The organism is Serratia sp. HNCC26DJ244 (genome assembly GCF_057180565.1).
On the sequence record NZ_JBXUGO010000004.1, the window covers coordinates 33630 to 46566 of the forward strand.

The following is a 12937-nucleotide window of genomic DNA, read 5'->3' on the forward strand; positions in this document are numbered from 1 at the left end:
ATGTAACCTAGTGCTATATACCCAAGTTCAATGGAGTTGCAGGTAGGCGGCAACTGAGCGAAGCCCAGAAGCTTACACAAGTAAGTGACTGGGGTGAGTAAACGCAGCCAACACCGCTGCAGCTTCATTGGTGACGGGTATAGCCATGGTCCTATCTGCTGGGGTGTAGAGTAACAAGTTACGCTCCCCCATTATTAATGAAATTAAGGAGCAATCTCTGATGTTGGAGATGTTACTACAGTGGTACCGTCGTCGCTTCACTGATCCGCAAGCCATTGCGTTATTGGTTATCTTGCTAGTCGGGTTTTGCATCCTTTACTTTCTGCACGATATTTTGACGCCACTGTTTGTGGCCATCGCGCTGGCCTACCTGTTGGAGTGGCCCACGGCGCATTTACAGCATTTGGGCGCATCGCGAACTTGGGCGGCGAGTATGGTGTTGTTCCTGTTTGGCGGTATCACCCTGCTAATGGCGTTTGTTGTGGCCCCCACAGCTTGGCAGCAGGGGATCAATCTGGTGAAGGATTTGCCGAACATGCTCAACCAGTTTTACAACTATGGAGTAACCTTGCCACAGCGTTATCCAGCTTTGGTGGACGTGGGTATCATCGATATGATGGCGGACAATATACGTGGCCGCTTGTCGGGTATGGGCGATTCGGTGGTGAAATATTCGCTGGCTTCATTAGTTGGGTTGGTGACCCTGGCTATCTACCTGATCCTGGTTCCCCTGATTGTGTTTTTCTTGTTGAAGGATAAAGAACAGATGCTCAATGCGGTACGCCAGGTGTTACCGCGTAACCGTGGGCTGGCCGGGCAGGTATGGATTGAGATGAACCAGCAGATCACCAATTATATTCGCGGCAAGGTACTGGAAATGGTGATTGTAGGGGTAGTGACATATCTGGTGTTCTTTACTCTGGATATGCGTTATTCATTGTTATTGGCTGTGCTGGTGGGGGTATCGGTGTTGGTCCCTTATATTGGAGCCGTGCTGGTCACCATTCCGGTGGTGTTGGTGGCGCTGTTCCAGTGGGGTATCGGTGCAGACTTCTGGACGTTGATCATCGCTTATTTAGTGGTGCAGGGGTTGGATGGCAACGTGTTAGTACCCATTCTGTTCTCGGAAGCGGTGAATTTGCATCCACTGGTGATCATTCTTTCGATCATTATTTTTGGCGGTTTGTGGGGGTTCTGGGGGGTATTCTTCGCCATCCCATTGGCCACGCTGATCAAGGCAGTGATCAACGCTTGGCCGGACGATACGGTGGCTGGTATGGATGAAAACGCTAATTAAAACGGTTAATCAAGCGCAGCAGTCGTTAAACTGCTGCGCAGGGTTGGGTTACTGCTTGAGATAGTTTAAAACAATGTCGTGATGATTGGTGGTCTTGAAATCATCAAACACTTTTTCAATTTTGCCGTTGGCATCAATCAGGAAACTGATACGGTGGATGCCATCATAGGTTTTCCCCATAAAGGTTTTCTCACCCCAAACGCCAAACTGTTGCGCGACTTGGTGGTCCTCGTCAGATAACAGCGTGAAATTAAGTAACTCTTTCTCAGCAAAACGTGACAGCTTTTCTGGCTTATCAGTGCTGATGCCGAAGATTTCGACACCGACTTTTTTCAGTTCCTCCATGTTATCCCGTAAACCACAGGCTTGCACGGTACAACCTGGGGTCATAGCTTTAGGGTAAAAGTAAACAAGGACTCGCTGTCCCTGGAGGTCGGCCAAATTAATAACCTCCCCATCCTGGTCGGTTAAACTAAATTTTGGCGCTATATCACCGGCTTTCAATGGGTTCATCACTAATCTCCCTCTTTCTCATCATGCTGCGGATAATTCACAATGCTAATACTGCCTTGTGCATTCAGTTCTGTACATAGGCGATAAAACACTTGCTCAATATTTGATGCATCTTGTACACCGGTACTGTGAGCGGTGATCTGAATATAGAGCTGGGCAGGGAGGCCCCCCTCGGTGACTTGCGTGCGTGATACCAGCTCAGCGATGTTCATTTGCCAGGCGCTGAACAGGCCGGTAAAACGCTCAATAATATGCGGGGAGTCTTTGACTTCCACCTGTACCCACACGGTGGTTGGCATCGGTGGTCTTTCTTGCGAGTTTGTGCGCTTCATCACAATCAATAAATCCAGCTCAGCGCCTTTTTGCGGCAAAGTGGACTCGATCAAGGTGATTGCGTTCCAACTGCCTGAAAGCAGCATGATAAAGGTGAACTCTTCACCCAGCATGGCCAGACGGCTATCTTCAATATTGCACCCGCAGCTACTGACGTGGCGGGTGATGGTGTTGACGATACCGGGGCGGTCAGCACCCAGTGCGGTAATCACAAGATAGTGTTCATCTGGCTTAGGCAAAATGCAGCTTCCTGTCGTGTTCAATGGAGTTACCATGGTACACATAAAAAAAACTGCCTGCCAAGCGCTTACCGCACGTTGTTTGCTTGCTTTTACATAGTCGTCAAAAGTACCATGGGGAACTTGTTTGTAGAGGGGACGGCCAATGTTTACGGGAAGTATTGTTGCACTGGTGACGCCGATGAACGACAAAGGTGCTGTCGATCGTGCGAGCCTAAAAAAACTGATTGATTATCATGTATCCAGTGGGACTGCGGCGATCGTTTCCGTAGGAACAACGGGTGAGTCTGCCACACTGGCTCATGACGAGCACATTGAGGTGGTGCTGCAGACGCTGGAACTGGCTGCAGGGCGTATTCCGGTGATTGCCGGAACCGGTGCCAATGCCACCAGCGAGGCGATTTCGTTAACGCAACGCTTGAGCAACACTGGCATCGTGGGGTGTTTGACGGTCACGCCGTATTACAACAAACCGAGTCAGGAAGGTTTGTACCAGCACTTTAAAGCGATAGCCGAAAGTACTGATTTACCTCAAATCCTCTATAACGTGCCCTCACGTACCGGCTGTGACATGCTGCCGCCGACGATCGCGCGTTTAGCCAAAATCAAAAATATTGTGGCGGTAAAAGAGGCAACCGGGAACTTAAGTCGAGTGAGTCAGATCCAAGTATTGCTTGATGATGAAGACTTTATTCTGCTCAGTGGCGACGATTCCAGTTCTTTGGACTTTATGCAACTCGGGGGGAGAGGCGTTATTTCCGTGACCGCCAACGTGGCTGCGCGGGAAATGGCACAACTTTGTCATTTGGCGGCACAGGGCAATTTTGCTGAGGCTCGTCGCTTGAATCAGCGCTTGATGCCATTACATCAGGACCTGTTTGTGGAGCCAAGTCCGACTCCGGTGAAATGGGCCTGTAAAGCATTGGGGTTGATCTCAACAGATACTATGCGCCTGCCGATGCTTCCGTTGACTGATGCTGCTCGTCCTGTGGTAGAGCGTGCGTTGAAAAGCGCCGGTTTGCTGTAACCTATTAGGGATATTTGATGGCTTATTCATTACAGAAGTCGACGGTAGCAACAGTTGTAGGGTTGGCGTTGATGATGACACTGGCGGCTTGTTCTTCCGATCAGCGTGATAATCGCCAGGTCAGTGGCGATGAGTCCTATCTTAACACCGCCCCGCTCAGTCCGTTGAATGCACCGTCTGGTTTGATTTTACCGGTGCAAACCGGTACCTATGACGTGCCAGTCATTACCCGCAAAGGTGATGTTGGTAAGCAACTGGATATTCGTCCACCATCGCAGAGAGTGGCTCCGACGACTGGTGGAGTAGAAAGACCGAGTGTGGTTGCTCCTACTGCTACTGGTGCGCTGGATGTGCAAAGTGGTACCGATGATACCGGTTTGCCGGTGGTGATTGTTCGCGCCCCTTATGTTGTCGTGTGGGAGCGCTTGCCGCCTGCATTGACCAAATTGGGGATGACAGTGAATGATCGCAGCCGTTCGAAAGGCGCTGTAGAGGTTACTTATAAACCACTGAGTAGCAGTGACTGGCGCGCCTTGGGCGTAACAGACCCGGGGCTATCAAGTGGGGATTACAAGTTGCAGGTGGGTGATTTGGATAACCGTACCAGCTTGCAGTTTATTGATGCCAAAGGTAAGCCGTTGGCACAGCCGCAGAATGATGCCTTGGTGGCGGCATTCCAGGCTGCTTTCAGTCAAACCAATAGCAAATAATCATCATTAAGGGGCTACGGCCCCTTTTTGTTTTGTTGCTACGGTATCGTTTGCGTCACGAATTTGGCACAATATACCCAGTTAAAGCAAGCTCGGTATGGCTATTGGTAGCCACGGTATTTATCTGTTCAATTTTATGTTCAGCCAGTTGTCACCTACAGCGCTATATCTCTGTGGTTTACAGGCTGGAAGCTATAACCCTATTGGAGTCACTAAGATGCAAAAGCTAGCTGAGTTGTATCGCGGAAAGGCAAAAACTGTCTATGCCACTGAAAACCCGGATCTGTTAGTGCTGGAATTTCGCAATGATACATCAGCACTGGATGGTCAGCGCATTGAGCAGTTCGATCGCAAAGGAATGATTAACAACAAGTTTAATCATTTCATCATGAGTAAGTTAGAAGAAGCCGGTATTCCAACCCAGATGGAGCGCCTGCTTTCCGATACTGAGGTCTTGGTGCAGAAACTGGACATGATCCCGGTTGAGTGTGTGATCCGTAACCGTGCCGCAGGTTCATTGGTGAAACGTCTGGGCATCGAAGAGGGGCTGTTGCTGGATCCGCCACTGTTTGATCTGTTCCTGAAAAATGATGCGATGCACGACCCTATGGTCAATGAATCCTATTGCGAAACGTTTGGTTGGGCGAGCAAAGCTCATCTGGCTCGGATGCGGGAGTTGAGTTACAAGGCCAATGAAGTGTTGAGTAAGCTGTTTGATGATGCCGGGCTGATCCTGGTGGATTTCAAGCTGGAGTTTGGCTTGTTCAAAGGTGAAGTGGTGCTGGGGGATGAGTTTTCACCAGACGGTAGCCGCCTGTGGGACAAAAAAACGTTGGATAAAATGGATAAAGATCGTTTCCGCCAGAGCTTGGGGGGGCTGATCGAAGCCTATGAAGATGTTGCCCGCCGTATTGGTGTGAAATTAGACTAACGGCTTGTCGCCATTCAAGCACCAGGTAACAACGCTGCAGCTTGAATGGCGATGGTTATACAGTATGTGCTCAATCAAGTTGCAGTTAAAAAGCCATAGCGACATCGTGTTTATCAGCTATTAAGCGCCTCAACCCGCTGGGGAGTTGCCTGACTTATCCTGTCTATAACTGCGCATAACGGATTCAGAGCATGATCTGCAGCCCAGCCTGTAGTGCATCAAAGACCAGCCGAATACGCGTATTGTGGCGTAATTCACGATGTGTTGTTAGCCACAATGGCATGGTATATTTTTTGTCTACTGGCATGACCGAGAGCATTTCCGGCCAGCGTGAGGCAATACAGTAAGGTGCAAAGCTGATGCCGAGTCCGGCCAGTGCAGCCTGCCAACAAACAATGTGATTATCACAGCGAAAAGCAAAGAACTCACGTGTGACAGGGACTCCGGACTGATTAAATGCGCGCAATAATCTATCGGAAGTATCCAGACCAATCCAGTCGTAACGCTCGGGGTACTGCCAATCAACAATACCCCCAACGCGCTCAAGATAGCTTGAATGAGCGAATGCCCCGACATTAACGTCACCAAGTTTTTTTGCCACCAGTCCCCCTTGCTGTGGACGGACATGACGGATGGCAATATCTGCCTGACGCTCAAGTAGGTTTTCCACATTATCTGAAGCTAATAGCTCAATCTGAATCTGCGGATAGTTCTGCCGAAAGCGTTGCAGAATTGGCGGCAGAATATAGGCGGAGGTCATTTCGCTGGCAGTTAGACGAACACAGCCATCCAATTGCTGGTTTTGTCCCAACGCACTGAGTGAAATAGCCTGTGCAGCCGATTCCATTTTGCGTGCTAGAGCAACCAGCGACAAACCACTCACTGTCAGGCGCAAGCCACGTGCAGCCCTTTCAAATAATGTAATACCGAGCAGCGATTCTAGTTCGGCAATCTGCCGACTCAGTGTTGGCTGGCTACTGTGAAGCAGACGACTGGCACCAGTGAGGGAACCCGCATCAACCACGGCGAGGAATACGCGTAGTAGATTCCAGTCTGGCAATGTCGTTCCGATCGTCAATGTTGAGTCATTCATTTTTGAATAGTTCGTATTTAATTATGCGTATTGTTCACTTTATAACAATGTTCAACAATAAAACACGGTTATCAGTTTGAGGTGTTCATGGATTCTTCTTCGGTGCTTATTCTTGGGGCTAATGGGCGTTTTGGTCATGCAGTTTGTCAGGCTTTTTCTGCTGCTGGTTGGCGCGTGCTGGCACAATACCGTCGTCCGCCGCAATACCTGCCTGCCACTGCGAAGGCACTTATTATTGATGCTCTGGACACGCCAGCTCTCTGTCGAGCGGCAAAAGGCGTTGATGTGGTGGTAAATGCTCTGAGCCCGCAATATACACAATGGCAGCAATTGGCATTACCACTGGCAACCAGTGCGTTAACGGTGGCAAAAACCAGTGGTGCTTTGTTGATGATGCCGGGTAATGTCTACAACTTTGGCGATGACTTGCCCTCTGAGTTATATGTGAAAACACCTCAGATCGGCAGTCATAGCAAGGCGCGCATACGCATAGCAATGGAACAACAGCTACACGCCGCCACGGAGGATGGTATCGATAGCATCATTGTCCGTGCTGGTGATTTCTTCGGTGGCCCGATAGGGGGGGCATGGTTTGATCTGGCTATCAGCCAATATCTGCCGCAGGGAAAGTTTGTTTATCCAGGTAGATACGATATTCCCCATGCATGGGCCTATTTGCCCGATCTGGCAGCCTGTTTTGTTAAGCTGGCGGAAAAAAGGCAGCGTTCGCTGGGGGTACAGGTTTTCCACTTTCCTGGTCACACAGTGACGGGGGATGAGTTGTATCAGGCGCTGCAGATTGTCTATGGGCGGCCTTTACGCCAGCGGGCTTTCCCATGGTATTTGTTGTATCTGGCAGCGCCGTTTTCACCGATGATACGCGCCACAGTGCGGATGCGCTATCTGTGGCAGAAACCGCATAGGTTATGTGACGACGCATTACTTGAATACCTAGGGTCGGTGCCACAAACTCCGTTGCAGCAGGCTTTGGCTGATGCACTTACTGCACTTGGTCTCCCGGTTCCTGAATCGTAGGGCAGACTTGAATACTTACTCCTTTTGCTACCTAACTGCATCTTAATTTCACTTGGGTATATAATATTCGTCACTCTTCCGACGATAGCGCTATTTTCAGGTTGAATTTGAATGTTACAGGCAATGCAACAATGCATGCAGCGGCAAGGGATCCGGCGGCTCTTGGTGATTAGTGGCGAGCCGCTCTGGTGTCGGGAGCAGGCTCAACAACTTGCCACATCGCTTCTGGGAGATGTGCTGTGGGTGAGTGATGATGCTCCGTTGGGTGTTGAAGCACTGACTGGCAACACCGTCAAAACCTTGTTGGGGCAAGAGCGACGGCATGCCGTTTTTGATGCAACAGCAGGGCTGGACGTAGAAGCACTGGCGCAACTTTGCGGAGCCTTATGTGCCGGTAGTTGGTTACTATTATTGGTGCCACCTTGGCAGCATTGGGCGCAACAGCAAGATAGTGACAGCCTGCGTTGGGCTGATTGTTTACAGCCTATAGCCACCCCAAATTTTATCCATCACTTACAGCAACAGCTATTGGCTGACAGTGAAGTGTCGATTTGGCGTCAAGGTGAGCCATTGCATTTGGCCCCTTTACCACCGCGCCAAGATTGGCAACCACCACAAGGGCACCCTAGCGCGGAACAGCAGGCAATTCTCACGCGCTTATTGGCGGCAGAGTCCGGTATCTGGGTATTAACTGCCGCCCGTGGACGGGGGAAGTCCACGTTGGCAGGGATGCTAGTCACCCAGAGTCCGTTAAGTTGCTGGGTCACCGGGCCAAGCCGTGCCGCCACCGAAGTTGCCAGTCAATGGGCTCAGAGGCGGGCTCAATTTTGGTCCCCGGATGCTTTACTGCAACATTGCCGTCAAAATCCAGCCATTGATGCCGGTTGGCTGCTGGTGGATGAAGCGGCGGCGATCCCGGGCCCGTTGTTGCAGCAATTGATCAGTTATTTTCCTCGTGTACTGCTGACCACCACGGTACAGGGCTATGAAGGGACCGGCCGAGGGTTCCTGTTGAAGTTCTGTGCTGCATTACCGCAATGGCAGCCATTAAGCTTGCAGCAACCAATGCGTTGGGCAATGGGGGATGGGCTAGAGCGAATCATCGACCATGCCTTACTGTTTAATGAAGAGCCGTTCTGGCAAGCAACCCCGCAACCGCCGGTGATTGAACCGATTGAACAGACAGAACTCTGTGCCGAGCCAGTTCGGTTACGGCGCTTCTATGCATTACTGTGCAGCGCACATTACCGCACCTCACCGTTGGATTTACGACGTCTGATGGATGCACCGGGGATGCATTTCAGTGCCGCCACTCTGCAAGATGAAGTGGTTGGCGCGTTGTGGCTGGTGGATGAAGGGGGGCTGGAGAGTGAACTGGCCCATGATGTTTGGGCGGGGCGGAGAAGGCCACGGGGCAACCTGGTGGCGCAATCTTTGGCGGCACACAGTGGGCAATGGTGGGCACCGATGTTACGCTCACGCCGTATCAGCCGTATTGCGATATTACCCGAACTACGTCAGCAAGGGATTGGCACCCGGTTGATTGAGCAACAGCAGCAATGCACACAAGGGCTGGATTTTCTTTCTGTCAGTTTTGGTTATACCGAATCGTTATGGCGTTTTTGGCACTCGTGCGGTTTTATTCTGGTCCGTATTGGTAATAAAGCGGAGGCCAGCAGTGGCTGCCATACCGCTATGGCGCTGTTACCCATCAGTGAGCAAGGGAAAGCCCTGTGCGATGCGGCACATAGGCAACTCACCCGGGATTGGCGCTGGTTACGGCAGCGCAACCCGCTGCCACTTGATATTGCCGATGATGATAGCGAACCATTATTAAATCAGGCAGATTGGCGAGAACTGGCGGGGTTTGCTTTTGCGCATCGGCCATTGGAAGCCAGCTTGGCGGCATTGCAGCGTTTATTGTTGACCTCAGAACACCCTTGTTTGGCATTACGCCGCCATTTACAACAACAGCAAACCACCGAGCAATGCATCGCCGAACAGCGGCTGACTGGACAAAAAGCGCTACTACGTTGTTTTCGGCAAGAGACTGCGCAGGCCCTGGAACAGCTGGATAAACAGCGCTGCCATGACTGGTATCAGTGGTCACAATCGTTGCAATAAATGGAACGAGTTATTCAATAAAACCCGATTTTCTCGATGGTTCAGCAGAGTATATTGAGCGACAGTTGCCGCTAAGTAGGGGCATTGATTGAATCTGAGGAGCCACCATGAAACATGAGCATTTTGTTGTCCAGAGTCCTGCTACACCGGCGGAGCAACTGATTTTGTTGTTTCATGGTGTGGGGGATAACCCCAGGGCAATGGGGGAGATCGGCAGTTACTTTACCAAAGAGTTCCCACAAGCCTTAGTGGTGAGTATCGGTGGCCCCTTTGCCAGTGGCAATGGCCATGGTCGCCAGTGGTTTTCGGTACAAGGGATTACGGAAGAAAACCGTCCGCAGCGTATTGCTGAGGTTATGCCACAGTTTATTGAAGTGGTGCGTTATTGGCAATTACACAGCGGTGTGAGTAATGCGGCAACCGCTTTGGTCGGTTTCTCCCAGGGGGCGATTATGTCGCTGGAAGCGATGAAAGCTGAACCCAAACTGGCTGGCCGAGTGGTTGCTTTTAGTGGCCGTTTTGCCCAATTGCCCGATGCCCATTTTGGGGAAAGCGTGGTTCATCTTGTTCATGGCGAAATGGATAGCGTGATTGCCCTGGCGCATGCACAAGCAGCGGAAGCCCGTTTAAAGGCGCTGGGCAGTGATGTGACTTTGGATATCGAGCCTGGTGTTGGGCATGGCATCAACCAGGGGATGATGGACAATGCTTTGTCACGTTTACATTACTACGTGCCACAGCATTACTGGCAAGAAGCGATGTCAGGCAAAAAAGGTGATTTGATTGCCTTTAAATATTAAGGGTTGGGCGCATTATGCGCCCATCATTTAGGGCTTTTTCGGCCAGTCTTCGTCATCATCCCATTGGGCATTATTATCCCGATGAGGAGGTACCTCCGGCTTGTGGGCCAGAAATTGCTTATGATCAAGACGGCGTAATTCTTTGATCCCATTAAGGATCATGCCAAACAGTAGGATCAGGATAATCCACCAGTAATCCGCTAACCAATGCATATTTATCCCTCACTCGGTGGGTGTATAAAACGTGCGAATATCAAGGGTAGATGGCTTTCAAGCCAGGATGCCCCTGCAACCTCTTTACCTTGCCAGGCCGCCAGTAGCAACTCGGGGGTCAATAGCTGTTCAGCCTGTTGTGCCAGCGGTTGATAACTCAAATGCCACGGTTCCATGGCAACCCCGCCGCCATTTCCACTAAATGGGCGGTAAAAACCAAATTCAGCCATATGTGCGGTTATCCACTGATTGAGTGGAAAGAAATAACCACCTTGTTGATATTCCCATGGCTCCAAGCGCAGTTTTTGTCCTGTGGGCAGCAGTGATGGATCGTAAATATCCAGATCCGTGCCCCAGTGGTGGCGACTGGCCCCCGGCAGGGCAGACCAGTGTAAAATGGCTTGGCAACGTTCAGCGGTGGAAAGTGGCGAGAGATCCAGCGGCTGGCTTTGTTGATCCACGACCGGCCGCTCACCACAGAACTTGCCGTTCCAGATAGCCAGCTGCCGATCGAAGTCACGAAAGGTACTGGCAGGTTGCAGATCAAAACCCGCTGATTTTGCGGCCAGTTGCATGGCTTGAAATGCCACCACCACAGCCGGTTGCAAGCGATGATGACCACTGAGTACTGCCAGATGTTCTGTCGAGCGCCCGGTGATCATCTCTGCGCTAATCATGCGACTAACTGCTCCATAATCCGCTGATACATACGGCTGAGTAATTGAAGGTCCGCCGCATTAACACACTCATTCACTTTGTGGATGGTGGCATTAACCGGCCCCAGTTCCACCACTTGGGCCCCCATTCGGGCAATAAAGCGGCCATCGGAGGTCCCGCCGGTGGTCAATAACTCGGGGGTTATCTCTGCGTAATGTTCCACCGCCTTGACCACCGCATCCACCAACGCGCCACGTTGGGTTAAAAATGGCTGACCAGACAGCCACCAGTCGAGGCTGTAGTTCAATTGATGACGATCCAGCAGCTCGTGTACGCGCTGTTTGATGATGGTGTCGGTGATTTCAGTGCTGAACCGGAAGTTAAATTGTACCGACATTTCGCCTGGGATCACGTTGTTGCTGCCCGTACCTGCTTGTATGTTGGCAATCTGCATACTGGTGGGGGGGAAGAATTCATTGCCCTGATCCCACTCTATGGCAATCAACTCATTGAGGGCGGGTAACGCGCGATGAACCGGGTTATCTGCCAGATGTGGATAGGCGACATGGCCTTGAATACCATGGATCTGTAGATTAGCGGTAATGGAGCCTCGGCGACCATTTTTTACAACATCCCCAACCTGTTTATTACTGGAGGGTTCGCCCACCAGACAATAATCAAGACGTTCATCACGGTCCATCAAGGCTTGCACCACTTTGACGGTACCATCGATGGCGCTGGCTTCCTCATCCGAGGTGATCAGGAATGCCAGGCGGCCTTGATGATCAGGATTTGCCGCCACAAAGCGCTCGGCCGCCACCACCATGGCAGCCAATGAGCCTTTCATATCAGCGGCACCACGGCCATAGAGCATGCCATTACGAATAACCGGTTCAAAAGGGGGATTATCCCACTGCTTTTCATCACCGCAGGGCACCACATCAGTATGACCGGCAAATGCCAGCGTAGTGCCTTGACCACGCCAGGCCCAAAAATTTTGCGTATCACCGAAGTTCATCGGTTCAATGGTAAAACCGCTGGCTTTGAGGCGGGAAATCATGATTTCCTGGCAGCCTTCATCATGTGGGCTGAGAGATCGGCGCTTAATAAGTTGTTGCGCTAATTCAATAACAGGGCAAATCATGCATTAACCTCGGAAATAAATTGTTGATAACTTTCGCTACTGAACCCCAGCAGGGCATGGCCTTGACCATCATCCAGCAGGGGGCGTTTAATGATGGCGGGCTGTTCCAGCATTATGGCAATCGCGCTATCCGCGTTATCGCAGCCGTTGCGCTGTGCTTCATCCAGCTTGCGCCAGGTGGTGCCACGGGTATTCAAGAGCGCTTGCCACCCCAACCGAGCGACAAAATCCCGCAGCAGAGGCTCATTCAGCCCATCTGCACGGTAGTCGTGAAATTGATAGGCAACCCCCTGTTCTTCCAGCCAGCGGCGTGCTTTTTTTATGGTGTCACAATTTTTGATGCCATAGAGCGTAAACAAACTTTTTGAGTCCATATCTACCATGCGAAAGTGCTACCTATCTCTTTGAATCAGTAAGGAAAAGCTAGCTGATAGTGACGGCATATCCCGTCAAGAAGCTATGCTATTGAGTTATACGAAAGATAATGCGGTAAAACGGGGCTGAGATCCAGATAACTATGAGCTGATTGTAGACAAGGGGAGGTCGGCATTTAAAGGCCAGCATAGGGAAGATACCTCTGGCTTGGGGAAGTTTTTTACTCGTTTGGTTGAGGGAATGATAAAGCTGGCTCATTGCTTATAGGGGTGCTCCCGCTCACGCAGCGCTGCACTGGAATTATTAAATAACCATTTGATTTTAAATAATATTAAAACACTGGGAAGCTGGGGTAAGCAAATAATTTCAGTTTAATGAAGAATTTTTTGCTGTTGCAACAATTTTGCTGTTGCAACAATTTTGCTGTTGCAACAATCATGTGAATA

Annotated in this window: 14 protein-coding genes; 7 read left to right on the forward strand and 7 right to left on the reverse strand. The window is 50.7% G+C overall.

What is annotated here, in order from left to right:
- The first annotated feature begins 220 nt into the window (after positions 1-220).
- Positions 221-1297, forward strand: coding sequence for an AI-2E family transporter (locus AC2A06_RS04575; RefSeq protein WP_484379512.1), 1077 nt, complete (start codon positions 221-223; stop codon positions 1295-1297).
- Positions 1298-1345: 48 nt separating this feature from the next.
- Here AC2A06_RS04575 and bcp read toward each other — a convergent pair whose 3' ends face one another.
- Together bcp and AC2A06_RS04585 are read right to left on the reverse strand one after the other, a co-directional pair.
- On the reverse strand, positions 1346-1810 hold the full coding sequence (gene bcp / locus AC2A06_RS04580; protein WP_484379513.1) for a thioredoxin-dependent thiol peroxidase: 465 nt from the start codon (positions 1808-1810) through the stop codon (positions 1346-1348).
- 2 nt (positions 1811-1812) lie between these two features.
- Complete coding sequence (locus AC2A06_RS04585) at positions 1813-2418, reverse strand: glycine cleavage system transcriptional repressor (protein ID WP_200874148.1); 606 nt, start codon at positions 2416-2418, stop codon at positions 1813-1815.
- A 109-nt stretch (positions 2419-2527) separates the two neighbouring features.
- On the opposite strand from AC2A06_RS04585, the gene dapA reads away from it, so the two are divergent.
- The 3 genes from dapA (at position 2528) to purC (ending at position 5050) form a co-directional block, all read left to right on the forward strand.
- Positions 2528-3409 carry a 4-hydroxy-tetrahydrodipicolinate synthase gene (dapA, locus tag AC2A06_RS04590; RefSeq protein WP_484379514.1) on the forward strand — a complete coding sequence of 294 codons (882 nt, stop codon included), beginning with the start codon at positions 2528-2530 and terminating at the stop codon, positions 3407-3409.
- Between the two features lie 17 nt (positions 3410-3426).
- Positions 3427-4119, forward strand: a complete 693-nt coding sequence (gene bamC, locus AC2A06_RS04595) for an outer membrane protein assembly factor BamC (protein ID WP_473197273.1) — start codon at positions 3427-3429, stop codon at positions 4117-4119.
- Positions 4120-4336: 217 nt separating this feature from the next.
- Entirely contained in the window at positions 4337-5050 is a 714-nt protein-coding gene (gene purC / locus AC2A06_RS04600) for a phosphoribosylaminoimidazolesuccinocarboxamide synthase (RefSeq protein ID WP_023489295.1), read from the forward strand.
- 184 nt (positions 5051-5234) lie between these two features.
- On the opposite strand, the gene AC2A06_RS04605 is transcribed toward purC, so the two are convergent.
- Positions 5235-6143: a LysR family transcriptional regulator gene (locus AC2A06_RS04605; RefSeq protein ID WP_484379515.1), complete on the reverse strand. Its 909-nt coding sequence runs from the start codon at positions 6141-6143 to the stop codon at positions 5235-5237.
- Between the two features lie 87 nt (positions 6144-6230).
- Here AC2A06_RS04605 and AC2A06_RS04610 point away from each other — a divergent pair, with 87 nt between their 5' ends.
- The 3 genes from AC2A06_RS04610 (at position 6231) to ypfH (ending at position 10102) form a co-directional block, all read left to right on the forward strand.
- Positions 6231-7178 carry an NAD(P)H-binding protein gene (locus AC2A06_RS04610; RefSeq protein WP_484379516.1) on the forward strand — a complete coding sequence of 316 codons (948 nt, stop codon included), beginning with the start codon at positions 6231-6233 and terminating at the stop codon, positions 7176-7178.
- Between the two features lie 111 nt (positions 7179-7289).
- Positions 7290-9302, forward strand: coding sequence for a tRNA(Met) cytidine acetyltransferase TmcA (locus tag AC2A06_RS04615; RefSeq protein ID WP_484379517.1), 2013 nt, complete (start codon positions 7290-7292; stop codon positions 9300-9302).
- Between the two features lie 107 nt (positions 9303-9409).
- Entirely contained in the window at positions 9410-10102 is a 693-nt protein-coding gene (gene ypfH / locus AC2A06_RS04620) for an esterase (protein ID WP_484379518.1), read from the forward strand.
- Between the two features lie 27 nt (positions 10103-10129).
- On the opposite strand, the gene AC2A06_RS04625 is transcribed toward ypfH, so the two are convergent.
- Genes AC2A06_RS04625 through AC2A06_RS04640 form a run of 4 tightly spaced genes read right to left on the reverse strand, consistent with a single transcriptional unit; the run spans position 10130 to position 12499 of the window.
- Positions 10130-10315: a YpfN family protein gene (locus tag AC2A06_RS04625; RefSeq protein ID WP_023492618.1), complete on the reverse strand. Its 186-nt coding sequence runs from the start codon at positions 10313-10315 to the stop codon at positions 10130-10132.
- A 2-nt stretch (positions 10316-10317) separates the two neighbouring features.
- Positions 10318-10992, reverse strand: coding sequence for a M15 family metallopeptidase (locus tag AC2A06_RS04630; RefSeq protein ID WP_484379519.1), 675 nt, complete (start codon positions 10990-10992; stop codon positions 10318-10320).
- Entirely contained in the window at positions 10989-12116 is a 1128-nt protein-coding gene (dapE, locus tag AC2A06_RS04635) for a succinyl-diaminopimelate desuccinylase (RefSeq protein ID WP_023492620.1), read from the reverse strand. The genes AC2A06_RS04630 and dapE overlap by 4 nt, the downstream gene beginning before the upstream one ends.
- Positions 12113-12499, reverse strand: a complete 387-nt coding sequence (locus tag AC2A06_RS04640; protein ID WP_484379520.1) for an ArsC family reductase — start codon at positions 12497-12499, stop codon at positions 12113-12115. The genes dapE and AC2A06_RS04640 overlap by 4 nt, the downstream gene beginning before the upstream one ends.
- Positions 12500-12937: the final 438 nt, after the last annotated feature.

Coding starts and splice junctions, on each gene's coding strand:
- AC2A06_RS04575 (WP_484379512.1), top strand. CDS start 221: ATGTTGGAGATGTTACTACAGTGGTACCGTCGTCGCTTCACTGATCCG.
- bcp (WP_484379513.1), bottom strand. CDS start 1,810: ATGAACCCATTGAAAGCCGGTGATATAGCGCCAAAATTTAGTTTAACC.
- AC2A06_RS04585 (WP_200874148.1), bottom strand. CDS start 2,418: ATGGTAACTCCATTGAACACGACAGGAAGCTGCATTTTGCCTAAGCCA.
- dapA (WP_484379514.1), top strand. CDS start 2,528: ATGTTTACGGGAAGTATTGTTGCACTGGTGACGCCGATGAACGACAAA.
- bamC (WP_473197273.1), top strand. CDS start 3,427: ATGGCTTATTCATTACAGAAGTCGACGGTAGCAACAGTTGTAGGGTTG.
- purC (WP_023489295.1), top strand. CDS start 4,337: ATGCAAAAGCTAGCTGAGTTGTATCGCGGAAAGGCAAAAACTGTCTAT.
- AC2A06_RS04605 (WP_484379515.1), bottom strand. CDS start 6,143: ATGAATGACTCAACATTGACGATCGGAACGACATTGCCAGACTGGAAT.
- AC2A06_RS04610 (WP_484379516.1), top strand. CDS start 6,231: ATGGATTCTTCTTCGGTGCTTATTCTTGGGGCTAATGGGCGTTTTGGT.
- AC2A06_RS04615 (WP_484379517.1), top strand. CDS start 7,290: ATGTTACAGGCAATGCAACAATGCATGCAGCGGCAAGGGATCCGGCGG.
- ypfH (WP_484379518.1), top strand. CDS start 9,410: ATGAAACATGAGCATTTTGTTGTCCAGAGTCCTGCTACACCGGCGGAG.
- AC2A06_RS04625 (WP_023492618.1), bottom strand. CDS start 10,315: ATGCATTGGTTAGCGGATTACTGGTGGATTATCCTGATCCTACTGTTT.
- AC2A06_RS04630 (WP_484379519.1), bottom strand. CDS start 10,992: ATGATTAGCGCAGAGATGATCACCGGGCGCTCGACAGAACATCTGGCA.
- dapE (WP_023492620.1), bottom strand. CDS start 12,116: ATGATTTGCCCTGTTATTGAATTAGCGCAACAACTTATTAAGCGCCGA.
- AC2A06_RS04640 (WP_484379520.1), bottom strand. CDS start 12,499: ATGGTAGATATGGACTCAAAAAGTTTGTTTACGCTCTATGGCATCAAA.